The 22,031-nt window shown below is 70.8% G+C and carries 23 protein-coding genes and 2 pseudogenes; 18 read left to right on the top strand and 7 right to left on the bottom strand.

The window, feature by feature from the left end; translation table 11 throughout:
- The first annotated feature begins 766 nt into the window (after positions 1–766).
- From AB0J66_RS48980 to AB0J66_RS48950, 7 genes are all read left to right on the top strand, one after another.
- The gene (locus AB0J66_RS48980) at positions 767–1,378 is read left to right on the top strand and encodes a hypothetical protein (protein WP_364676209.1); all 612 of its coding nucleotides are present in this window, start codon (positions 767–769) and stop codon (positions 1,376–1,378) included.
- 885 nt (positions 1,379–2,263) lie between these two features.
- Complete coding sequence (locus AB0J66_RS48975) at positions 2,264–5,251, top strand: FAD-linked oxidase C-terminal domain-containing protein (protein ID WP_364676208.1); 2,988 nt, start codon at positions 2,264–2,266, stop codon at positions 5,249–5,251.
- Entirely contained in the window at positions 5,248–5,991 is a 744-nt protein-coding gene (locus AB0J66_RS48970; RefSeq protein WP_364676214.1) for a sulfite exporter TauE/SafE family protein, read from the top strand. The genes AB0J66_RS48975 and AB0J66_RS48970 overlap by 4 nt, the downstream gene beginning before the upstream one ends.
- Positions 5,992–6,031: 40 nt before the next feature.
- Entirely contained in the window at positions 6,032–6,982 is a 951-nt protein-coding gene (locus AB0J66_RS48965; protein WP_364676205.1) for a GDSL-type esterase/lipase family protein, read from the top strand.
- A 13-nt stretch (positions 6,983–6,995) separates the two neighbouring features.
- Positions 6,996–7,343 (top strand): nuclear transport factor 2 family protein, encoded by a 348-nt coding sequence (locus AB0J66_RS48960; protein ID WP_364676202.1) that lies wholly within the window; start codon positions 6,996–6,998, stop codon positions 7,341–7,343.
- A 129-nt stretch (positions 7,344–7,472) separates the two neighbouring features.
- Positions 7,473–7,895, top strand: a complete 423-nt coding sequence (locus tag AB0J66_RS48955) for a DUF6232 family protein (RefSeq protein ID WP_364676199.1) — start codon at positions 7,473–7,475, stop codon at positions 7,893–7,895.
- Between the two features lie 33 nt (positions 7,896–7,928).
- Positions 7,929–8,870, top strand: coding sequence for a cation diffusion facilitator family transporter (locus AB0J66_RS48950; RefSeq protein ID WP_364676196.1), 942 nt, complete (start codon positions 7,929–7,931; stop codon positions 8,868–8,870).
- On the opposite strand, the gene AB0J66_RS48945 is transcribed toward AB0J66_RS48950, so the two are convergent.
- Entirely contained in the window at positions 8,833–9,036 is a 204-nt protein-coding gene (locus AB0J66_RS48945; RefSeq protein WP_364676194.1) for a hypothetical protein, read from the bottom strand. The genes AB0J66_RS48950 and AB0J66_RS48945 overlap by 38 nt on opposite strands.
- Between AB0J66_RS48945 and AB0J66_RS48940 the strand changes: the two genes are divergently transcribed.
- A complete protein-coding gene (locus AB0J66_RS48940) occupies positions 9,035–9,628 on the top strand; it encodes a DMT family transporter (protein ID WP_364676191.1) in 594 nt (197 codons plus the stop codon). The genes AB0J66_RS48945 and AB0J66_RS48940 overlap by 2 nt on opposite strands.
- Here AB0J66_RS48940 and AB0J66_RS48935 read toward each other — a convergent pair.
- Positions 9,598–10,398, bottom strand: coding sequence for a cyclase family protein (locus AB0J66_RS48935; protein WP_364676188.1), 801 nt, complete (start codon positions 10,396–10,398; stop codon positions 9,598–9,600). The two genes, AB0J66_RS48940 and AB0J66_RS48935, sit on opposite strands and share 31 nt — an antisense overlap.
- A 79-nt stretch (positions 10,399–10,477) precedes the next feature.
- Here AB0J66_RS48935 and AB0J66_RS48930 point away from each other — a divergent pair, with 79 nt between their 5' ends.
- Complete coding sequence (locus AB0J66_RS48930; RefSeq protein WP_364676186.1) at positions 10,478–10,987, top strand: PH domain-containing protein; 510 nt, start codon at positions 10,478–10,480, stop codon at positions 10,985–10,987.
- Here the strand turns inward: AB0J66_RS48930 and AB0J66_RS48925 are convergent.
- The 3 genes from AB0J66_RS48925 to AB0J66_RS48915 are packed head-to-tail and all read right to left on the bottom strand — an operon-like array spanning position 10,959 to position 13,896.
- On the bottom strand, positions 10,959–11,441 hold the full coding sequence (locus tag AB0J66_RS48925) for a CoA-binding protein (protein WP_364676183.1): 483 nt from the start codon (positions 11,439–11,441) through the stop codon (positions 10,959–10,961). The two genes, AB0J66_RS48930 and AB0J66_RS48925, sit on opposite strands and share 29 nt — an antisense overlap.
- Complete coding sequence (locus AB0J66_RS48920) at positions 11,438–12,730, bottom strand: O-acetylhomoserine aminocarboxypropyltransferase/cysteine synthase family protein (protein WP_364676180.1); 1,293 nt, start codon at positions 12,728–12,730, stop codon at positions 11,438–11,440. Before AB0J66_RS48920 ends, AB0J66_RS48925 begins: the two co-directional genes overlap by 4 nt.
- Entirely contained in the window at positions 12,727–13,896 is a 1,170-nt protein-coding gene (locus AB0J66_RS48915) for a homoserine O-acetyltransferase (RefSeq protein ID WP_364676179.1), read from the bottom strand. Before AB0J66_RS48915 ends, AB0J66_RS48920 begins: the two co-directional genes overlap by 4 nt.
- 101 nt (positions 13,897–13,997) lie before the next feature.
- On the opposite strand from AB0J66_RS48915, the gene AB0J66_RS48910 reads away from it, so the two are divergent.
- From AB0J66_RS48910 to AB0J66_RS48890, 5 genes are read left to right on the top strand one after another with little or no spacing between them, the layout of a single operon-like run.
- A complete protein-coding gene (locus AB0J66_RS48910; RefSeq protein ID WP_364676176.1) occupies positions 13,998–14,546 on the top strand; it encodes an OsmC family protein in 549 nt (182 codons plus the stop codon).
- Positions 14,515–15,780 (top strand): NAD(P)-binding domain-containing protein, encoded by a 1,266-nt coding sequence (locus AB0J66_RS48905; RefSeq protein WP_364676212.1) that lies wholly within the window; start codon positions 14,515–14,517, stop codon positions 15,778–15,780. The genes AB0J66_RS48910 and AB0J66_RS48905 overlap by 32 nt, the downstream gene beginning before the upstream one ends.
- A gap of 44 nt (positions 15,781–15,824) precedes the next feature.
- The gene (locus AB0J66_RS48900) at positions 15,825–16,184 is read left to right on the top strand and encodes a thioredoxin family protein (RefSeq protein WP_364676173.1); all 360 of its coding nucleotides are present in this window, start codon (positions 15,825–15,827) and stop codon (positions 16,182–16,184) included.
- Complete coding sequence (locus tag AB0J66_RS48895) at positions 16,185–17,585, top strand: FGGY family carbohydrate kinase (protein ID WP_364676170.1); 1,401 nt, start codon at positions 16,185–16,187, stop codon at positions 17,583–17,585.
- 4 nt (positions 17,586–17,589) lie between these two features.
- Positions 17,590–18,027 carry a DUF6196 family protein gene (locus tag AB0J66_RS48890; RefSeq protein WP_364676168.1) on the top strand — a complete coding sequence of 146 codons (438 nt, stop codon included), beginning with the start codon at positions 17,590–17,592 and terminating at the stop codon, positions 18,025–18,027.
- On the opposite strand, the gene AB0J66_RS48885 is transcribed toward AB0J66_RS48890, so the two are convergent.
- Positions 17,993–18,775 carry a DNA-formamidopyrimidine glycosylase family protein gene (locus tag AB0J66_RS48885; RefSeq protein WP_364676165.1) on the bottom strand — a complete coding sequence of 261 codons (783 nt, stop codon included), beginning with the start codon at positions 18,773–18,775 and terminating at the stop codon, positions 17,993–17,995. The two genes, AB0J66_RS48890 and AB0J66_RS48885, sit on opposite strands and share 35 nt — an antisense overlap.
- A 200-nt stretch (positions 18,776–18,975) precedes the next feature.
- Here AB0J66_RS48885 and AB0J66_RS48880 point away from each other — a divergent pair, with 200 nt between their 5' ends.
- From AB0J66_RS48880 to AB0J66_RS48865, 4 genes and pseudogenes are all read left to right on the top strand, one after another.
- Positions 18,976–19,299, top strand: coding sequence for a DUF2256 domain-containing protein (locus AB0J66_RS48880; RefSeq protein ID WP_364676162.1), 324 nt, complete (start codon positions 18,976–18,978; stop codon positions 19,297–19,299).
- Positions 19,300–19,795: 496 nt separating this feature from the next.
- Positions 19,796–20,287 carry a hypothetical protein gene (locus tag AB0J66_RS48875; protein ID WP_364676161.1) on the top strand — a complete coding sequence of 164 codons (492 nt, stop codon included), beginning with the start codon at positions 19,796–19,798 and terminating at the stop codon, positions 20,285–20,287.
- 245 nt (positions 20,288–20,532) lie between these two features.
- Positions 20,533–20,727, top strand: a pseudogene (locus tag AB0J66_RS48870) (IS3 family transposase); the annotation flags it as partial.
- A 220-nt stretch (positions 20,728–20,947) separates the two neighbouring features.
- Positions 20,948–21,685, top strand: a complete 738-nt coding sequence (locus AB0J66_RS48865) for an alpha/beta hydrolase (RefSeq protein WP_364676158.1) — start codon at positions 20,948–20,950, stop codon at positions 21,683–21,685.
- A gap of 99 nt (positions 21,686–21,784) precedes the next feature.
- Here the strand turns inward: AB0J66_RS48865 and AB0J66_RS48860 are convergent.
- Positions 21,785–21,835, bottom strand: a pseudogene (locus AB0J66_RS48860) (hypothetical protein); the annotation flags it as partial.
- Positions 21,836–22,031: the final 196 nt, after the last annotated feature.

Here is a 22,031-nt window from a genome sequence, read left to right as displayed (position 1 = left end):
CGTGGGCCGTGGGGCCGTGGGGCCGTGGGGCCGTGGGGCCGTGGGGCCGTGGGGCCGTGGGGCCGTGGGGCCGTGGGGCCGTGGGGCCGTGGGGCCGTGGGGCCGTCGGCCCGCCGCTGGACCGCGGCGCGTTTCCCGGGCTCGCGAGGCCCTGCCCGCACCATCTCGCCGTTCCTGTTAGCCCATCGCCGCGCCGTCGACCGGACCACTCCGCCTGGCACCACGGCACCACGGCACCACGGCACCCGCGGTACCCGTCGGCCTCGCGAGCCAGGGACCGCGCCTTCACCCCGCCACCTCGGCGGCCCTGTCATCCCAGTGGCCCTGTCATCCCAGTGGCCCTGTCATCCCGGTGGCCCCGCAACCCCCGCGGCCGGCCATCCCGGCGGCCCTGCCACCTCGGCGGCCCCGCCACCCCCGCCATCTCCGCGGCCCGGCCATCCCGGCGGCCCGGCCATCCCGGCGGCCCGGCCATCCCGGCGGCCCGGCCATCCCGGCGGCCCGGCCATCCCCGTGGCCCCGTGGCCCCGCGGCCCCGCCCCCTGCTACCCCGGCGGCCCCGCCACGCCGCGGCCCTGCGGCGGAGGCGGCGCGGAAGGGCTGGGCGGGCGGTGGGTCGGGCGCGGTTGCTGGGGTGCGGGCAGGTTTGGTGCATCGGCCGAAAGGCAGAGGTGTGGCACACGGTTCAGACCACGGGTTGATGTGCTCAGGGCGGTGACGGTCGATGCTGGTTGCTACCACGCCGGACCAGCAACGGGGGAGAACAATGACGACGGCACCACTGGCACACACGGACGTTGTCGTCCTCGACTACCTGGCTGCGCTCTGGGCGCAGAGCGAGGATCTCGACCCCGGTCTGCGGGACGATCTGATGACCACGGTGGCCGATTACATCGCCCTGCGGCGCACCTCGCCGAGCTCGCCCCTGGAGGACCCGGCGGAGATCATCCGCCGGTTAGGGCCGCCGGAGGCCTTGGTGGCGGCGGCCCGCAGAGGGAACCTGCCGCCCCACATCCGGCTGCCCGCGCTGATCCCGACTCCCCCGCCGGCCGCCACCGGTGGGGGAGCGGCCCCGCGCGGCGGCGCGGCCGAGTTCACGGCCGTGGGTCTCATGACGGTCGGCGCGGTGCTGCTGCCGGTCGCCGGTCCGATCGCGGGCATGCTGCTGGCCAGCGGCTCGCCCCACTGGGCCCCGGCGCAGAAGGCGACCGGCTGGGTGCTCACCGTTGGGGCGGGCACCGCCGCCTTCGCCTTCGGTCTCTTCCTGGCCGCCGCCGGCTTCGGTGGCGCCGCCGCCCTCATGCTCTGCTACATGATCCTCACCGGCGGCTCGATCATCGCCGGCTGGCGCATGTACGACAGCCTGCGCCGGCCGTAAGCCGCCCTTCAACCCGACGGCGCACAGCCGCCTGCGGCATGGTCGCCATCGTGGGAGAGGGGCTCGCGGGAAGTCGCCTATGCGGGCGCGGAAGGCGGCTGATCGTGGCGTGGTCGTGCTCGCGGGAGTGGTTAGCGGGTGGTCGTGGCGTGGTCGTGCTCGGGGGAGTGGTTAGCGGGTGGTCGTGGCGTGGTCGTGCTCGCGGGAGTGACCGGCAGTGGGTTGCGGTGTGGTCGCGCCTCGGGGGAGTGGTTAGCGGGTGGTCGTGGCGTGGTCGCGCTTGCGGGAGTGACCGGCAGTGGGTTGCGGTGTGGTCGCGCCCCGGGGGAGTGGCTCGCGGTTGATCGTGGCGCGCTTGCGGACAGACGGTCAGGCGGGCGACGACGATGGCGAGTAGGGCTCTGGAGCCCGGGGCGAGCATCGCTTCCCCGGCATCGGGTCCACGAAGGCACGCGAATGACGGGGTCGAGTTCGTGACGGGCCGCGGTCGGAAAGGATTGGCTCGGGGCCGGGTGGGATTGTCCGCCTCCACATCCTCCGGCTTGGCCGGCATCACCGGGGTCGAGGGCCTGTCGACGCGGGACGGGCCTGGGGCCCGCGGTGAGCGGTTGACCGGGGTTGAGGCGAGCAGCCGGCGGCTGTCGTGACGGGGGTCCGGCCGGTGGTGGTGCGGTGAGCGGCCGACCGGCATCCGGGGCCAGCCGACGGCCGTTGTGGCGGGGCGGGCGGGCGGGCGGCAGCGTGGTGAGCGGTCGGGTCGCTGTCGGTGAGTGGTTTTGGGATGGGGGACGAGGACCTCGTGGGTGGGGAAGTGGTGGCGACTAGCATGGCGGGGACGCTCACAAGGCGGGTTCACTGACGTTACGCGGCTGCACTGGAACTGGGATGACTAGCGACACCGACCTGACCGAGAGCCTGCGCCGGGGCGGTGTGGCGGACGTTCTCACCGACGCCGCGCACCGGTCGGCGTACTCCAGTGATGCCTCGCTCTACCGGGTGGTGCCGCGGGCCATTGTGCGGCCGCGACATGACGACGACGTGGCGGCGACGCTGCGGGTGTGCCGGGAGCTCGGGGTGCCGATCACGGCGCGGGGGGCCGGCACGTCGGTGGCGGGCAACGCGATCGGGCCGGGAGTGGTGCTCGACTTCAGCCGGCACATGAACAAGGTGCTCGAGCTGGACCCGGAGACGCGGACCGCGCGGGTGCAGGCGGGCACGATCCAGGCCACCCTGCAGGCTGCCGCCAAGCCGTACGGGCTGCGGTTCGGGCCGGATCCGTCCACCCACACGCGGTGCACGATCGGCGGCATGATCGGCAACAACTCGTGTGGGGCGCGGACGCTGGGCTACGGGCGTACGTCCGACAACGTCGTCGGTCTGCGGGCGCTCACCATTGACGGCGAGCGGCTGGTCACCGGGCCGGAGACGAGTGGGGCCGACAAGATCGTCGAGGAGTTGCGGAACGTCATCGGGGGCGATCTGGCCACCGGGCGTACGGAGTTCGCGCGCTTCGGGCGGCAGGTGTCGGGCTACGCGGTCGAGCATCTGCTGCCGGAGAACGGCTTCAACCTGACCGAGTTCCTGGTCGGCAGCGAGGGCACCCTGGCCGTGCTGACCGAGGCGACCGTACGGCTGGTGGCGGACCCGGCCTATCGCACACTGGTGGTTCTCGGCTACCCGGACTTCGGCACGGCCGGTGACGTGATCCCGGCGATCCTGGAGTTCAAGCCGACAGCGTGCGAGGGCATCGACTCGCGGATCTGCGACGTGGTACGCAGCCGGCGCGGGCCCGGCGCCGTGCCGCCGCTGCCCGGCGGCACGGCCTGGCTGATGATCGAGATCGCCGGTGAGGACCGGGACGAGGTGCGTGAGCGGGTCGAGCGGCTGGTCGCGGCCTCGGGGGCGGTCGACTCGCGGGTGGTCGAGGACACGGCCGAGGCGGCCCCGCTGTGGAAGATCCGCGAGGACGGGGCGGGGCTGGCCGGGCGGGCGCCGAGCGGGTTGCCGGCCCACGCGGGCTGGGAGGACGCCGCCGTGCCGCCGGCGCGCATCGGCGCGTACCTCCGGGACTTCGATCTTCTGGTCGAGCGGCACGGGCTGAGCGCGATGCCGTACGGGCATCTGGGTGACGGCTGCGTGCACGTGCGGCTGGACTTTCCGCTGGACAAGCCGGGCGGGCCGGGGAAGTTCCGGGCGTTCCTGGAGGACGCGGCCGACCTGGTCGTCAGCTACGGCGGGTCGCTGTCGGGGGAGCACGGCGACGGGCGGGCCCGCAGCGAGCTGCTGACCAGGATGTACTCGCCCAAGGCGATCGATCTGTTCCGGCGGATCAAGCACACGTTCGACCCGGACAACCTGCTCAACCCGGGCAACCTGGTCGACCCGGATCCGGTGGACGCGAACATCCGGGTGTCGCAGGCGCGGCCGGTCCGGACGAAGCTGGCGCTGGCCTACCACTCCGACGGCGGCGACTTCAACCAGGCGGTGCACCGGTGCACCGGTGTGGGCAAGTGCCGGGCCGACACCACGGTGCTGGGCGGGGTGATGTGCCCGTCGTACCTCGCCACCAAGAACGAGAAGGACTCGACGCGCGGCCGGGCGCGGGTGCTGCAGGAGATGCTGGACGGCGACCTCGCGCCCGATTGGCGGGCCGAGGCCGTGCACGACGCGCTGGATCTGTGTCTGTCCTGCAAGGGGTGCGCGAGCGACTGCCCGACCGGGATCGACATGGCGGCGTACAAGTCCGAGGTCCTGCATCAGAGCTACAAGGGCAAGGCGCGGCCGCGGTCGCACTACTCGCTGGGGTGGCTGCCCCGGTGGTCCCGGCTGGCGTCGAGGATGCCGGCTCTGGCCAACCTGATGACCTCGCTACCGGGGATCCGCGGCCTCGCCTTGTACGTGGCCGGTGTCGACAAGCGGCGCTCGATCCCGACATTCGCCCCGGAAACGTTTCGATCCGCATTTGTCGCCCAGGGTGGCCAGGTGGCCGGCGGGCGGAGCGTCGGGCGGAGGGGCAGGCGGGGCGCCGGGCAAAGCGGGACCCGCGGGGTCGGAGGGATCGGCGAGCAAGCGGCCGCGCAGAGCGGCGGGCAGGTGGGCGCGCAGGGCGGCGAGCAAGCGGGCGCGCAGGGCGGCGGGCAGGTGGCTGCGCAGGGCGGCGGGCGGGTTGGGAAGCCGGTCGTGCTGTTCGTCGACAGCTTTACCGACCACTTCTCGCCGGAGGTTGCGCAGGCGGCGGTGGAGGTGCTGGTCGACGCGGGGTATGCGCCGCAGGTGACCAGCAGGAAAGCTTGCTGCGGATTGACCTGGATCTCGACCGGCCAGCTCGACGCGGCCAAACGGATCCTCGGCAACACCGTCGATGAGCTGCACCAATCGGTCAAGCAGGGTATCCCGGTGGTCGGGCTGGAGCCCTCGTGCACCGGTGTGCTCCGGCAGGACGCAGTCGAGCTGATCGACAACGACAAGGCGCGGGACGTGGCGGCGGCGACGAAGACCGTGGCCGAGCTGCTCGCCGAGACCGAGGGCTACGAGCCGCCCTCGCTCGACGGGGTGCGCGTCATCGCCCAGCCGCACTGTCACCACCACGCGGTGATGGGCTGGGACGCCGACGCCAAGCTGCTCAAGAAGGCGGGCGCCACCGTCAAGCGGCTCGGCGGGTGTTGCGGCCTGGCCGGCAACTTCGGCGTCGAGCGCGGTCACTACGAAGTCTCCGTACAGGTCGCGGAGCAGCAGTTGCTGCCGGCCCTGGCCAAGGCCGAGGACGGCGACATCTTCCTGGCCGACGGCTTCTCCTGCCGGACCCAGGCGGCCGACCTGGCCGACACCCCGGGCAAGCACCTCGTGCAGCTGTTGCAGGAGCACCGGCGCTGACCAGCCTGGAGATTCTCGCCCTGCTCGGGGGCGGGCTGGTCGCCGGCACGGTCAACGCCGTGGCCGGCGGCGGCTCGCTGATCACCTTCCCGTTGCTGGTCGCGCTCGGGTTGCCGGGAGTGGCGGCCAACGTCAGCAACGCGCTGTCGGTGGCGCCCGGCTATGCGGCCAGCGCCTTCGCCGGCCGGCCGGATCTGGTCGGGCAGGGCCGGCGGATCCTGACGATCATTCCGACGATCGCCGTGGGCACGCTCTGCGGCAGCTCGTTGCTGCTGTTCACGCCGCGCTCCGTCTTCGACGTCGTGGTGCCGTTCCTGCTGCTGGCGGCGGCCGCGATGATGGCCTTTCAGGGGCGGCTGCGCGCCCTCGCGGGCAAGCCCAAGGACAACCCCGTGGTCTTCGTCCAGGTGGCGGTCTTTCTCTGCGGGGTGTACGGGGGTTACTTCAACGCGGCGATGGGACTGCTCCTGATCGCCGCGCTGTCGCTGGTGCTCGACGAGACGCTGCGGCGGATCAGCGCCCTGAAGAACGTGTTCTCGGCCGTCGTCGGCGCGACCACCGTCCTGACGTACAGCATCTTCGGCCCGGTGAACTGGGCGGTCGTCGTCGTCCTGGCCCCGGCCACGATCGTCGGCGGCGTCATCGGGGCCCGACTCGCCCAGCGGCTCCCGGCTCAGGTGCTGCGCTGGACGATCGTCGCCTTCGCGACCACGGTTGCCGTCGTGTTGCTTCTGACCTGACGGTGTCAGCGTCCGCCGGGAGGGTGCCGAACCGTCCGGCATGATCGCCCGGAGCCTCGCCGCCGCCCTGCTGACCCTCGGCTCCCTACTGGTGGCCCCACCCGCCCAGGCCGAGCCCCTCCGGGCCGGCCCGGCCCCGATCAAGGTCATGCCGCTCGGTGACTCGATCACCGCCGGGGGTGGCTCGACCCAGCTCGACGGCTACCGGGCCGACCTGCGCGAACGCCTGATCTCGGCCGGGCTCGATGTCGACTTCGTCGGTTCGGCCCCGTACGGCGCCAGCGCCGACCCGGACACCGAGGGGCACCCGGGCTGGACCATCGAGCAGGTGCAGGAGATCCTCACGGATCGCCTGGCCGCGTACCAGCCCGATGTCATCCTGCTGCAGCTCGGCACCAACAACATGAACCCGGCCCGCCACGCCGCCGCCGGCGCTCCGGCCGCGCTGACCCGAATGCTGGAGACGATCAGGACGGCCCGGCCGGCGGCGCAGGTCTTCGTGGCCCGGATTCCGGGCACCGCGTTCTACGGCGGCCAGTGGCAGGTCAACACCGGCCAGTACAACGCGGCCGTCCCGGCGATCGTCGCGGCCGCCGGCCCGCGGTTCCACCTGGTCGACCAGTCCGGGATCGGGGGGCTCGACCTGGCCGACACGCTCCACCCGAACAACTACGGCTACGCCAAGATGACCTGGAACTGGTACCGCGCGATGGAGCGGGTGCTGCGCCCGGCCGGCGCGGCGCCCTGGCCGGCCGGGAAGAACCCGTACACGGCGACCGTCACGTACCGCTGCATCAAGAAGTCGGTCGCGCCGTTCGCCCGCTACGCGCTCGGCTGCCACACCTGGTCGAAGCGGCCGGTCACCGTCTACGGCCGGACCGTGTCCATGTGGCGTACGCCGGCCCAGGTCAAGACGACCAAGAGGATCAAGGTGCATGGCCGCGTGGTCACCCGCGAGACCGTCGTCACGAAGTGGATCACCGGTTGGTGACTATGATCAGCCGATGACGATCGAGGAGCTCATGAGGGCCAATCTGCTGGAGGTCTTCGGCGAGCGCGACGCCGAGCGGCGGCGGGCGGCGATCGCGCGGATCTACACCGAGCAGGTGAAGTTCTCCGACCCCGACGAGACCGTCGTCGGCTACGGCGCGCTGGACGCCAAGGCGCAGAAGATCCTGGACGAGGCGCCCGGGTTCGTCTTCAGCGCGTCCGGCCCGATCCGGGTGGTGCAGGATCTCGGCTACCTGGCCTGGAATTTCGGGCCGGAGGGGGCGCCGCCGGTGGTCAGCGGCCTCGACATCGCCCTGATCGAGGACGGGCGGATCGCCAGCGTCTACACGCTCATCGGCTGAGGGCGACGCTGCTTCCGTACCGCCGATGCGGTTGACGTGCCAGCCACTGTCCGGAGAGTAGCTGTCTGCTGTCGATCAGTGACTTGCTTGCGTACTCTGCGGACATCGCGGCGGGAGGCGGAGGCGGCCATGACGAGGATCTACTACCGGGGCGCCGACGCCTTCGTCTCGGGTGACCAGATCATGTGGCTGACCACGCCGGTACGCACGTTCGCGGCCCGGGAACTGCGGGACATCCGCGTCTTCCAGGCGTCGTCGTCGGCCTCGGCGGCCACCCGCTGGACGGCCTGGGCCACCCTGGCCGCCGCGGCCGCCGGCGTCGGCATCGCGGTCGTCGTGGACAGCACCTGGATGTGGGTCGTGTCCGCCGCCGTGGACGTGCTCGCGGTGGTCTGGGTGTGGCGTGCCTTCGTGCGCCGCACCCCGGTCTGGGAGATCCACGCGACGTACCGGGGCAGTGGCGTCCTTCTCTACGCCAGTACCGACGAGCGCGTCTTCCACCAGGTCCAGCGCGCCCTGCGCCGCTCCATCGAGGGCCAGCCGGCGTCCTGATTCGGCCGCCCTTGATCCGGGTACGCCCGGGCCATGGCTCAGGAGGAAAGTACCCGCACCGTAGTGGTGGCGGTGATTGCCAACGCGGCTATCGCGGTGGCGAAGACGGTGGCGGCGTTGCTGACCGGGTCGGCGTCGATGTGGGCCGAGGCGGCGCACTCGGTGGCCGACACCGGCAACGAGGTGCTGCTGTTCGTCGGGTTGAAGCGGTCGACCAAGCGGGCCGACCGGCGGCATCCGTTCGGGTACGGGCAGGAGCGGTACTTCTGGACCTTCCTCGCCGCGCTCGGGATCTTCCTGGTCGGCGGGACGCTGTCGATCGGGGAGGGCGTACGCAGCCTGCTGGTGCCCGAGGAGCTCGAGTCGGTCTGGGTCGGCGTCGGGGTGCTGGTCGTGGCGTTCGGCTTCGAGGCCTATTCGTGGAACACCGCCCGCAAGCAGTTGCGCGGGGAGTCGAAGGAGCGCAACCGCTCGATGGGGCAGCACCTGCGCCGCTCCTCGGACCCGAGCGCGACGACGGTCTTCCTGGAGGACACGGCGGCGCTGATCGGCCTGGTCCTGGCGCTGGCGGCGCTGCTGCTGCACGCGGGGACGGGCTGGGCCGGCTGGGACGCCGTGGGCAGCATGTGCATCGGGGTGCTGCTCATCGTGGTCGCGTTCGTCCTGGCCCGGCGGTCGAAGACGCTGCTGCTGGACGAGTCGGCGCCGCCGGACGTGCTGGAGCCGATCCGGGCCCGGGTGGCCGGCGCGGACTGGGTGGGCGAGGTGCGCGAGCTGCACGCCGTCTACGTCGGGCCGTCGAGCCTGGTGGTCAACGCCTGGGTGACACCGACGCCGTCCGCCGTGGACGGGTCGGCGGCGGAGCTGCTGCGCCGGGTCGACGAGCTGCGCGAGTCGCTGTTGGGCAACGACGCCATCACCCAGGCCACGGTGACGGTCACCGAGGCGGCTCGAATCGAGCAAGCCACCTCGTGAGGATCGCCTCCAGCGCGGCCGCGTCGGCCGGGGCGAGCTCGTCAAGCAGGCGGCGCTCGTTGCGCATGTGATCGGTGAAGGCCTGGTCGATCAGGTCGCGGCCGGCCGCGGTGAGGGCGACGACCCGGCCGCGGCCGGTCATGGCGACCTCGCCGGTCGTGCTCATGCTGTTCGCCTGGGCCGCCCTGGCCGAGCGACCCCGCGGGGCGCATCTGGTGGGCGCGGGCGTCGGCGTGCTCGGCGTCGCGCTGATGCTGTTCACCGGGCCGGTCACGGTCGACGCGCGCGGGGTCCTGGCGTCCGTGTCGGCCATGGTCATGTCGTCGTTCGGCTACATCCTGGCCAAGAAGTGGAGCTCCGGCATCGACGTCTTCTCGCTGACGTCGTGGCAGCTCATCGCGGGCGGCCTGATGCTGATCCCGGCCGCGGTCATCGTCGAGGGCACGCCGCCGAAGCTGGACGGGGCGGCCGTGCTCGGGTTCGGCTACATCACGGTGATCGCGACGGCGGTGGCCTTCGCCGCCTGGTTCACCGGGCTGCGGCACCTCAGCGCGGGCACGGTGGGCCTCGTCGGGCTGCTCAACCCGGCGACCGGGGTGCTGCTGGGCACGGCGATCGCGCACGAGACCCTATCCGTACAGCAGGTCTTCGGCCTGGTCCTGGTCTTCGCCGGTGTCCTGCTGGGTCAGCCCCGGCGGCGGCTCCGCAAGCCGGCCGTGCGATCGGCTCAGGACCAGGTGGCCAGCACGCGGGCCTGACCGCCGGAGCCGGCCTCGTACGGGATCAGCCCGACGAACACCGTGGCCCCGCGCCTCGGCAGCCGGTCGAGGTTGGCCAGGTTCTCCACGCCGTACCGGTCGGCTCCGGTGAGCGCGAGATGCGTCTCGAAGCCCTCGGAGACGCCGGGGTCGATGCTGAGCGTGTCCACCCCGAGGCTGCCGATCCGCCGGTGCCGCAGCAGCCACTCGGTGGCCTCCAGCCCGAAACCGGGAAAGTGCAGCGTGCCGTTGGCGTCGGTGCCCCGGTAGGCGCCGGCGTCACCCACCTTGGCTCCCCACCCGGAGTGCATGAAGACCGCCGCGCCGTCCGGAATCCGGCCGTACCGCCGCTCGTAGGCCTTGATGTCCTCCACCGTGACGACGGTGTCGGCATTCCGGGCGGCCCGGCGCGCGATGTCGATGACCACCGCCGGCCGGATCAGCTCGTCGGGCCGCAGCTCGGTCGCCACCCGCCCACCCGCCGTGAAGTGCACCGGCGCATCGACATGCGTCCCGATGTGCTCGACGGTCGTCCACTCCTGCATGTAGTAGCCGTCGTCGGCGATGGCCGCGACCGTCCGCCGGGCCGCCTCCTCGCCCGGCGAGAACGCCGGAAAGGCCGTGGTCAACGGGTAGGTGAGATCAAGCAGCCCTCTCCGGCCACTCGCCTCGGCCGGCGCGGCCACCGCCACGGACGCGACCACCGCCGCGCCCCCGAACAGCGCGGCGCGGCGGGTAACGCCGCGATTGTGGTGATTGTGGGTACACATGGGCTCGGCTCCTCGGCTCGGCTGGCGTACCCCGCCATCCTGCCCAGGAGCGCTGGCGGATGGCTGCCATCATCGCGACATGCGGCGGTGGGAGCGGGCCGGTGGGCGGACGGCGCGGGAGAAGGTGGCGGCGCTGATGTTCGCGGCGGGGGTCGCGCTCGGCGGCGTGGCGCTGGTCGTGGCCGAGGACCACGGTGCGGTGCTCGGCTTCTCGGCGGGGTGGGCGGTCTGGATGACCGGCGTCTGGCGGCTCTACCGGACCGGGCTCTTCGTCAGCGACGAGGCCGTGCGCGTGCGGTGGCTGCTGAAGACCCGGACCTACCCGTGGTCCGGCATCGTGGCTGTGTCGGCCGCCCCGGCGCTGGTCCTGGGGGAGCCGACCTCGCGCTCGGCGATCTGGCTGGAGCTCGCCGAGGGGGACAGCGTCGAGACGCCGGTGCAGTGTCGCGCCGAGGTGGCGGACGGGGAAGTCTTCGTCGCGAAGAACGTCGGCCCCGTCCACCATCCCGGCGAGTTCGACCGCGTGCTTCGCGATCTCGATCGGCGGGTGCAGGCGGCGGCTACTGCAGACCCGTACGGACCGCGGTGATCCTCTTGGTGTTGAAGCCCAGCCAGTTCATCCGGCCGACGTAGCGGGCGTGTTCGACCTTCAGGCAGCGGTCCATGATGACGGTGAGGCCGCCGTCGGTGGCGGTTTGCGCGCCTTCGGGGCTGATCACGCCGAACTGGCACCACAGGGTCTTGGCGCCGATGGCCACGGCGTCGGTGGCGATCTGCGGGACGGCGCTCGGCGCGCGGAAGACGTTGACCACGTCGATCGGCTCGGGGACGTCCCGCAGGCTGGGGTAGCTGGTCTCGCCCAGAATGGAAGGCTCGCGCGGGTTGACCGGGATGACCTTGTAGCCGTGGCGCTTCATGTAGTAGCCGACGAAGTAGCTAGCGCGCAGCGGGTTGTTGGACAGGCCGACGATGGCGATCGTCTTGGCCGTGTGCAGGACGCGCTGGATGTCCTTCACGTCCTGGTAGGGGGCAAGGTCGGTCATCGCTTCAACCCTTCGAACGCCTGGTTCAGGTCCCAGATGAGGTCCTCGACGGACTCGGTGCCGACCGACAGCCGTACGGTGCCGGGGCCGACCCCGGCCGCGGTCAGCTCCTCGTCGCTGAGCTGCCGGTGCGTCGTGCTGCCGGGGTGGATGATCAGGCTCTTGGCGTCGCCCACGTTGGCCAGATGGGACCAGAGGGTGACGCCGCGGATCAGGTCCTGGCCGCCGTCGCGGCCGCCGGCCACGTCGAACGAGAACACCGCGCCGGCGCCCTTGGGCAGGTACTTGTCGACCAGCGGGCGGTACTTGCTGTCGGGCAGGCCCGGGTAGCTGACGTTCGACGCGAGCGGGTGGTCGCGCAGGAACGACGCCACCTTGACCGCGTTGGCCACGTGCCGGTCCATCCGCAGCGACAGCGTCTCCAGGCCCTGCAGGAACAGGAACGCGTTGAACGGCGACAGCGTGCCGCCCAGGTCGCGCAGCGTCTCGGCCCGCAGCTTCATCAGGTAGCCGTACTCGCCGAACGTCTCGTGGAACTGCAGGCCGTGGTACGCCGGAGAGGGGTCGGCGACCACCGGGAAGCGACCGTTGGACCAGTTGAACGTGCCGCCCTCGACCACCACGCCGCCGATGCTGGTGCCGTGCCCGCCGATGAACTTGGTGGCCGAGTGGATGACGATGTCGGCCCCCCACTCGATCGGGCGGCAGAGGTACGGAGTGGCGAACGTGTTGTCGACGATCAGCGGCAGCTCGTGCTCGTGGGCGATGCCGGCGACGGTCTCCAGGTCGAGGACGTTGCCGCCCGGGTTGCCGATCGTCTCGCCGTAGAACGCCTTGGTGTTCGCCTGGACCGCTTTGCGCCACGCGTCCGGGTCGTCCGGGTCGACCCAGGTCAGCTCGACGGTCATCTTGCGCAGCAGGTGCTTGAGCTGGTTGACCGAGCCGCCGTAGAGGGCCGAGGACGCGACCACGTGGTCACCCGGCTCGAGCATCGTGAACAGGGCGCCCGCCTGGGCCGCGATGCCGCTGGAGAACGCGACCGCGCCGGAGCCGCCCTCCAGGTTGGCCACGCGCTCCTCGAAGACGGCCGTGGTCGGGTTCATGATCCGGGAGTACGTGTTTCCATACTCCTGGAGGTTGAAGTAGGCGGCGGCCGACTCCGGATCCTCGAAGACGTAGCTCGACGTCTGGAAGATCGGCACCGCGCGGGCGCCCGTGTTGGGATCGGGCCGCTGCCCGGCGTGCAGCTGCCGGGTCTCGAAACCGAACTCGTGTGCTTCCTCGATCATGCTTCTTCTCCGAGCAGGAATCGGCGAACGATGGGGGTCTGCCGGGCTTCCTCCAGGAGGAAGCAGTCGTGCCCGTACGGGGCGTCGATCACGTGGAACTCCGCTTTCTCGGGCAGGGCGGCCGCGATCTCCTCCGAGGCCCGCGGCGGGTAGAGCCAGTCCGAGCTGAAGGCGATCAGCAGTACGCGTGCGGTGACACCGGCGAGCGCATCGGCGAGGCTGCCCCCGCTTTGACGCGCAAGATCAAAATACGTCAAGGCCCGGGACAGATAGAGGTAGGTGTTCGCGTCGAACCGCTTGACGAACGACTCCGCCTGGTGGTCGAGGTAGCTCTCGACCTCGAACTCCGGCTGGTCGACGGTGTAGCGGATGTCGTCGGCGAACTGCAGCCGCCGGGCGAACCGGTCCTCCAGCGCGGGCGCCGAGAGGTACGTGATGTGGCCGACCATGCGGGCCACGCCCATGCCACCGTCGGGCTTGCGGCCGGTGCCGTAGTAGTGGCCGCCCTGCCAGGCCGGGTCGCGGCGGATGGACTCGCGGGCGATCGCGTTCCAGGCGATGCCCTGCGGGTGCAGCCCGTGGGTGGAGGCGATGACCACGATCGAGTCGACCTGATCGGGATGGTCGACCGCCCACTGCAGCGCCTGCATGCCGCCCAGCGAGCCGCCGGCCACCGCGGCCAGCCGCTCGATGCCGAGCTGGGTCAGGAAGGCCCGCTGGCACCGGACCATGTCGGCCACCGTGACGACCGGGAAATCCGATCCGTACGGCCTTTCGGTGTCGGGGTTCCGCGAGGAGGGCCCGGTGGTGCCGCGGCAGCCGCCGAGCAGGTTGGTCGAGACGACGAAGAAGCGGTCGGTGTCGAACGCCTTCCCGGGCCCGATCATGCCGTCCCACCATCCGAGGGCCTTGCCCTTCGAGTCGTCGCGCTCCTCGGCCGCGAAGCCGTCGCGGGTGCTCGCGGCCGGGGCCGTTGCCGAATATCCGGCAGCGTGGGCATCGCCGCTGAGGGCGTGACAGACCAGGATGACGTTGTCACGCTCGGGTGACAGCGTGCCGTACGTCTCGTACGCCACGCGGACTTGTCGCAGCTCGCGCCCGCAATCGAGCGGCAAGGGCCCCGGTAGATCGAGGAACTGGGTTTCTACGGTCGGGGGGCTCACCATGCGGGAGATGCTATCTATACGCCGTCTGCGCAGGCCAGTATGTTTGTCGGGAATCCCTATGGGGTTTGTGGGTAACCCACGCGAAAGGGGCAAGGAAGATCATGACCGTAGTCGATAACGGTGTGAACGTGCAGGCGCTGCTCGAGGCCCGTGAGGTGCTCAAGGGCGCCCCGGAGGCGGCCCAGTTCACCTGGCGCGCCACCTCCAAGTGGGAGAACGGCGTGGCCAGCACCGCCACCGTGCAGAAGTTCTTCGGCCTCGGCCAGGAGCAGAGCCACAAGACCGAGTCGGTGTTCAAGGCCGACCACCCGGAGGTCTTCGCGGCCGAGGACAACGGCATCACCCCGATCGAGTACCTGCTCGTCGGCCTGGCCAGCTGCCTGACCGCCGGCGTGGCCTCGGTCGCCCAGAACCGCGGCATCCAGCTGCGCTCGATCGAGTCGACCGTCGAGGGCGCGCACGACATCCGCGGCATCCTCGGCGCCGACAGCGACGTCCGCAACGGCTTCAACGACGTCAAGGTCACCTTCAACATCGACGCCGACGCGTCCAAGGAGGAGATCGAGGCCCTGGTCGCCCAGTCGCAGAAGCGGTCGGCGGTCTACGACGCCTTGACCAATCCGACCAACGTCACGGTCGAGGTCGCCTGAGGCGGGCCGAGCCATCGAACGCGTCACCACGGTCGTCGTCGGGGCCGGTCATGCCGGCCTTGCGGCGAGCCACTTCCTCACCGGCCGGTCGGTCGACCACGTCGTCCTCGAGCGGGGCGAGGTGGCCAACTCGTGGCGGCACGAGCGCTGGGACTCGCTGCGGCTGCTCACCCCGAACTGGCTGAGCCGCCTGCCCGGCTTCGCCTACGACGGCCCGGACCCGGACGGCTACATGACGTCGGGCGAGGTCGCCTCCTTCGTGTCGGACTTCGCCCGTGTGGTGGAGGCGCCGCTGTCTCTCGATACGACGGTGACCACCGTCCGTCCCGTCGACGGCGGTTACTCCGTGCTCACCAACCAGGGCGAATGGCGCTGCCAGTCCCTGGTCATCGCCAGCGGCGCCTGCAACATCGCGACGACACCTTCGTTCCGTACGGCTGTGCCGTCGTCCCTGACCCAGGTGACACCCCTGGACTATCGCGGGCCGTCGGCGCTCCCCGACGGCGGCGTGCTGGTCGTCGGCGCGTCGGCCACAGGCGTCCAGCTCGCGGCCGAACTGCAGCGCTCGGGCCGTCAGGTCGTCCTCTCGGTCGGCGAGCACGTCCGGCTCCCGCGCCGGCACCGCGACCGCGACGTCCTGTGGTGGATGGACGCCTCCGGCGTGTGGGACCAGCGCTGGGACGAGGTCGACGACCTCTCCCGGGCCCGCAAGCTGCCCTCACCGCAGCTGGTCGGCACCCCGACCCACGACACGCTGGACCTGAACACCCTGACCGCGCTCGGTGTCGAACTGGTCGGCCGCTTCGCCATGGTGCGCGACGGCGAGGCCTTGTTCTCGGGCGGCCTGCGCAACGTCTGCTCACTGGCCGACTTGAAGATGAAGCGACTGCTGACAGGCTTCGACACGTACGCGGGAATCACCGACCCGGTCCAGTTCGAGCCCACCGCCGTCCCCGCGTCGACCCGCCTCAAGCTCGACCTGCGCTCCGGCGAGATCAGCACCATCGTCTGGGCCACCGGCTTCCGCCCCGACTACAGCTGGCTCGACGTCCCGGTCGTCGACGACAAGGGCTTCCTGCGACACGAAGGCGGTGTCGTCGACGCTCCAGGCCTCTACGCCCTGGGCCTGCCGATGCTGCGCCGCCGCCGGTCCTCGTTCCTCAACGGCATCGAGGGCGACGCCCAGGCGGTGATCGACCACCTCGTCAAGACGCTGGAATTTTCCTGCCCCTGACCGTCGTTGGGGCGGTGCGCCCATCGGAAGGGGAGAATTCCAGCATGAGTACGGTGAATCTGACCAAGGAATCGTTCCAGGCGGCGGTGACCGGCGACGGGATCGTGCTGGTCGACTGGTGGGCCGACTGGTGTGCGCCGTGCAAGAGCTTCGCGCCGGTGTTCGAGCGGGCCAGCGAGAACCACCCGGAGATCACCTTCGCCAAGGTCGACACGGAGGCCGAGGAGCGGCTGGCCGCCATCGCCGGCATCTCGTCGATCCCGACGTTGATGGTCTTCCGCGACGGCGTGATGGTGTTCTCCGAGCCGGGGGCGCTGTCGGCGGCGGCGCTGGAGACGGTGATCACGGCGGTCCAGGAACTCGACATGGACGACGTCCGGGCGAAACTGGACGCCGCCGAGTAGATGGCGCTCGCGCTCGGCATCGACATCGGGACCACCAACACGAAGGTCGCCCTGGTCGACGTGGGTGAGCCGGAGGTGCGGGCCGTGGCGTCCGCGCCCACCCCGGCGCCGGGGGAGCTGAAGGGCGTGCTCCTCGAGCTGATCGGGCGGGTCCTGGCGGGGGCGGCCGCGCCGGAAGCGGTCGGGATCGCCTCGATGGCCGAGACCGGGGTGCCGCTGAACGCTTCTCAGGAGCCGATGAGCCCATGGCTTCGATGGGACAACGGGGAGGCGGGCGCGGCGGCGGACGGGCTCGCTTCCCGCCTCGGCCGGGAGCAGCTGATCGGCGCGACCGGCGTGCGGCCCAGCGCCAAGGTGCCCCTCGCGAAGCTCGCCTGGCTGCGGGAGCACCGGCCGGAGGTGTGGCGGGGGATGACGGCGTGGGCCGGGGTGGCCGATCTGGCCTGCCTGCTGCTCACCGGGCAGCTCGCCACCGACCACACGCTGGCCGGGCGGACCATGGCCTACCGCCTGGCCTCGCCGCTGCCGGAGGCCTTCGACGCCGACCTGCTCGCGGAGGTGGGCCTGCGGCCGGCCCAGCTGCCGGCGGTGGTGCCGCCGGGCGAGATCGCGGGCCGGGTCACCGACCCGGACTTCGCCGCGAGCGGCCTGCGGGCCGGGACGCCGGTCGTGGTGGCCGGGCACGACCATCAGGTCGGTGCGTACGCCTGCGGGGTGCGCTCACCCGGCGACGTGGCCGATTCCGTCGGTACGGCCGAGGCCGTCATGACCGTGGTCAGCGGCCACCCCGATCCGGTCCGGGTCGGCCGGGCCGGCATGAGCAGCGTGGTCACGGTGGGTGGCCGGCATCGGGCGATCCTGGCCGGGTCGGCCGGCGCCGGCGCCACGATCGCCTGGTGGCTGACCCGGGAGCCCGACACGTTCGGCGAGGTGCCGGCCCTGGGTGACGACCCGACCGGCGTCCTCGTCCTGCCGTACCTCACCGGGCGGCAGACGCCCGCCCCCGACTCCGGAGCACGGTTCCGGGTCATCGGCCGCCGGCCGGAGCACCGCCCCGCCGAGCTGGCCAAGGCGCTGCTGGAAGGCCTCAGCCTGCACGCCCGCTGGATGCTCGACGAGCAGCTGCGGCTGGCCGGCGAAACCGCGGCCCCGTCCGTCTTCCTCTTCGGCGCGCCGGTCGCGGCCAACCCGGCCTGGGTCCGGGTCAAAGCCCACGTCCAGCCCACCGGCGTACGGGTCGTGCGCGAACCCGAGCCCGTCGCCGCCGGCGCGGCATTGCTGGCCGCCGTACGGGCCGGCGTCGGTCCCGGGCAGGTGCTGGCGTCGGAGACCGTGCCCGGTGGCGGCGCCGCCTACGACGCGATGCTGGCGAGATTCGTCCACGCCGCCGTCCTAGAGTGAGTTCGTGGTCGATGTCAGTCACGAGACCGAAGAGCAGACCGATCAGCGGCTGCGCCGAGTCCTCGGGCTCACCGAGATGGTTGTGCAGGAAGGGGCCTGGTATTTCCAGGAGTCGCCGGCCTCGAGGCCTCCGCTGTTGACGAGCCGGACTCTCGCTGTGGTGCGTGACGAGGAATCGTGGAGCGCGCTGGTGCCCCTGGACCGCGATTCGACCGAGCCCGTCGAGGTTTTCGGAGTGTTCTCCTTCCACTTCCCGGTCGGCGTGGACAACAGCGGTTTCGTGGGCTGGCTGGCCACCCATCTCAAACGTCGTCTCGGTACGGGCGTGTTCGTCGTGTGCGGCAGCAACCGGGCGCGGGGTGGCATCTACGACTATTGGGGCTGTCCCCACGACCTCTTGCCCCAGGTCATGACGGCCATCGACGAGCTGTCCGCGCAATAGCGGCCGCGTCGGGCACCGGCTGACAGTGCGGGCACCACCAGGTCTCCCGATCGTGGGCGGTGTCGCCCGCCGAGCTGAAGCTGATGGGCGTCCCGCACCGCCGGCACGGTTGCCGGTAGCGGCCGTAGACCCAATGGGTCTGCCCGCGGCGCAGATTCCCGGTGGTGCTCTGGGTGCCGTTGCGCAGACCCAGCCGCATCATCCGGTGAATGACGTCAAGGAGCCGGGCGACATCGACGTCGGCGACCGGCGTGTGAGGCCATATGCCGGCGATGTAGAGCCCTTCCACGGTCCAGAGATTGCCGATCCCGCACAGATTCCGCTGGTCGAGCAACGCCTCCCGAATGCGCCGGCCGGGCCGGGCCGCGATGTTGCGGAGAGCCGTGGCGACCTGGTCCGGCCAGGCCTCGGACAGGATGTCCGGGCCGAGATGCCCGACGACATCATGCTCCCGGCTGGTCGCCACGACCTGCAGAACCGGCATCGAGTGAGCGGCCAGCACCCCCGGCGGCCCGAAGTCGAACCACGCCCCGACCTGGTCCGCACCCGGCCGGGGCCGCCAGCCGGCCCGGTGCACCCGCCACGACCCCTGCATCCGCAGATGGCTGTGCACGGTGCGACCGCTGTCGAACCGCATCAGCAGGTTCTTGCCCACCGGGACGACTTCCTTCAATCGATCCCCGGCGAACGAAGGCGGCCGCTCACCACCGCGCCGGAATTGCGCCGCGACGCTGCGGTGCCCGCCCACCGCGGCTTGCAGCCGACCAGCCAGGCGTCGGATGGAATCCCCTTCGGCCACACCGGGAAATACCCGTCGCAGCGGTTCAAAACACCTGGTGGCGGGGCATGGCCACCCCGAGGGCACAGACTCGAGGCGGCGCTGCCGTGGAATGGGTGCACGCCGACGGCCTGCTCGACCGATTTGCACGGCGTAGCGGAAGGGGCTTGGTGGAGACAAAGACGTGCGCTGGCTGCGGCCGGCGGATCGAGTGGCGTAAGGCCTGGGCCGACGACTGGGAGCAGGTGCGCTGGTGCAGCCAGGCGTACAGGCGCCGCGGTTTCCAAGAGGCCGACCGCCTTCTGCAGGAGCAGGTGCTGGCCGCCGCCCAGCGAACCCGCCGCCTCCCCTTGGCCACGGTCGAGGGCGACCGTGAGAACGTCCGCCGCGCCGCCCGCCGCCTCGCCGCAGCGGGCCGAGTGCGGTGGACACAGAAGGGCCACCCCGTCGACCCCAGCACCGCCCGCGGCGACGTCGATATCACCGCTACCTAGCCACGGCGCGCCGTCTCGCCACTTGGAACAAACCTCAGGCTGCTCGACCTTGCCGGAGCCTTCGGCTCGGCGCTCTGCCATGGCATCGCCTCGACGATGCAGGCCTTCGCCGTCCCTGGAACAGCCGAGGCCGCGAGCCTATAGGGCGGGCTTCGCATTCCTGGCGCTACGTTTCCCAGTCTGCCCCTGTTCCCAAGCTGCTCCCCACCGGCCCGGTCGGCAGCACCCCTCCGCGAACCCGCGGGCCACCCCGCCCGTAGACGCAGATGATGCCACGACCGAGGTGCCCTCCTCCCGCCTCAGCGCGCGGAGCCCTCTCGCCCCGGGCAATCGGTGCGGCCCCTTGTCCGCGGCAGATGAGTAAGTCCGGTGGAGAAGCATGGTGGAGAAGGCACCAGCCTGGAGAGGGGTGCTATCACCCTGGGCAGTGCGGCTCGGACGCCGAAGGATGGGGCCACGCGGATTCGCGGCGAACTTCCGTTGGGGGCGGACCGACATGCACAACAGTGGTGAAGCGCCGAGCCGAGCGAATGTCGGCGGCCAGGTATCAGCGCAGCAGCCGGGGGACGACGCGTCGGAGGCCGAGCAGACTCCGATCCGAGGATGGCTTGTCGTCTATCTTGTCGCGCTGGCCGGCTTGGCGTTGCACGGCCTGGCGCTGACCGTCGCCGCACTCATCATCGCCGCTGATCCGTCGCTGGCCGGCCTCACGTCGTTCGTGCCGGCGCCCGCTCTGGCGTTCTATGTCGCCTCGAACGCGTCACTGATTCTCTACACCATTGTTCTGTACGTGCTCATGCTGAGGAGGAAGCGTTCCGCCGTCGCGAACAATGTCATTTTCAACATTGCGTCGCTGGCATCGCTGGTGGCATGGCACGCCATGGGCATGAAGTCGACGGTCGGCCTGGCGATCGACGCGATTCCACCCATCCTGATGGCCGCCTATGTCGTCACCTCGGGGCGATGCCGCAGGACCTTCCGTGGGTAGCTCCTCCGGCCGGCGTCGGCAAGCGGTGCAGTCCTTGCGCATCACGGCGGCTCAGCATTCCCTGGCTTTCGGCCATCACTGCTGGGCCCCGACAGCATGGACCGCCGACGAATTCGAAGCCGTCGCCCTGGCACTCAAGAACCGCCCCCGCAAGGCCCTCGGGTGGCGCACCCCAGCCGAGGTTTTCGAGGAGCAGCTACGCTCGATCTAACGGGCCGGTGTTGCAACGACGGGTTGAACTCAGGCAATTTGGGTCTCGGAAATTTGTGAAACCGTTGCGCCGCAACGGTTTGGTCGGCTCGATGGGCCCGGTAGGCGCCTGTGGTGATAACGCCGCGATGGAATCGTTTTTCGCTCTGCTGCAAAAGCATGTGCTCGACCGGCAGCGGTGGCAGACCCGCCAGGACCTGCGCCTGGCGATCGTGACCTGGATCGACAGGCACGCAACCGCGGCCTGAACCACTCAACCCGCGAGTCAACTGAACCCGGGGCAGTCCCGGTAGCGGTGACGCCCTTTGTGATAGCTTCGGCGTCGCCGTGCACCAGAGCAACCTGAGGAGGTGAGTCCGATCAACGCAATGACACTGACAACACGGGACTCCCTCCCTGCCACGGCCTAGGGAGCACCCGCGTAAGCACCTCGAAAGGGTGTGAACGCTAATGCGCGTCAACATCACTTCTTCGGCGACTTCCGACGGCGTCACCGAACATCTCTTCACTCTCGGCGAGATCCCCGGCGTGCTGTGGAGCCCGGATGGTGCGGCCGGTACCCGGCCCCTGATCTTGATGGGGCACGGCGGCGGCCAGCACAAGACCGCTGAACGCATCGTGGCCAGCGCCCGCCGCTTCGTCGCCGGGTGCGGCTTCGCCGTGGTGGCGATCGACGCTCCCGGCCACGGGGATCGCCCCAGATCCGCCGAGCTGGATCGGGCCTTTACCGATATGCGGAACCGTGCGGCGGCCGGCGAGTCGATGAGTTCGTTGATCGCCGGATTGCACATGCGGCTGGCTGAGCAAAGCGTCCCGGAATGGCGCTCGGTCCTGGACGCGGTTGCCGAGCTCGACTTCGTCGGCGCGGGCCCAGCCGGCTACCTGGGGATGTCGCTCGGCTGTGGGCTGGGTGTACCGCTGGTCGCCGTTGAGCCCCGCATCCGTGCCGCGGTTCTGGGCCTTCTGGGAGCGCGGGGACTGGCCGAGACCGCTGCACAGATCACTGTCCCGGTGCAATTTGTGATGCAGTGGGACGATGAGCGCGTGCCGCGACAAGAGGGCTTGGCATTGTTCGACGCCTTTGCCTCCGTGGAGAAGACGCTGCATGCCAATCCCGGCAAGCACGGGGACGTCCCGGCCTTCGAGACGGCTAGCTCGTTGAGCTTCTTCGCCCGACACCTGGTCTGATCCCGGGCGGGTACTACCCAGCTCGGGTCGGGCGAAGGTGTAGTGGCCAGGCACGTTGATGTGTTTGTTCTGGTAAACCGATAGGCGTGTCGCGTCGGAGTCCAGCACCGGGTACCCCTGAGCCCGCAGGGCGTCCAACGTGCGATCCAGATAGAGGGTGTTCGCCAGGGTGATGCAGCTCAGGACCAGCCCGAGCGCGCCGAGCTGGTCTCCATGCCGGCATGGTACGCCTGGTACAGCTCACCCTTTCGGCCGTGGAAGACGTGCTGGCTCCTGCCGTGGCGCTCCTCCTGCAGGTTGCGCAGTCCCCAAGGGCCACGTCAGGCGGGGCTCGCCGAGGGCGAGC

The sequence above is a fragment of the Actinoplanes sp. NPDC049598 genome (assembly GCF_040675435.1).
GTDB lineage: Bacteria > Actinomycetota > Actinomycetes > Mycobacteriales > Micromonosporaceae > Actinoplanes.
The sequence above is the reverse complement of the archived record's forward strand: the minus strand, read 5'-3'. Positions and strand labels throughout refer to the sequence as shown.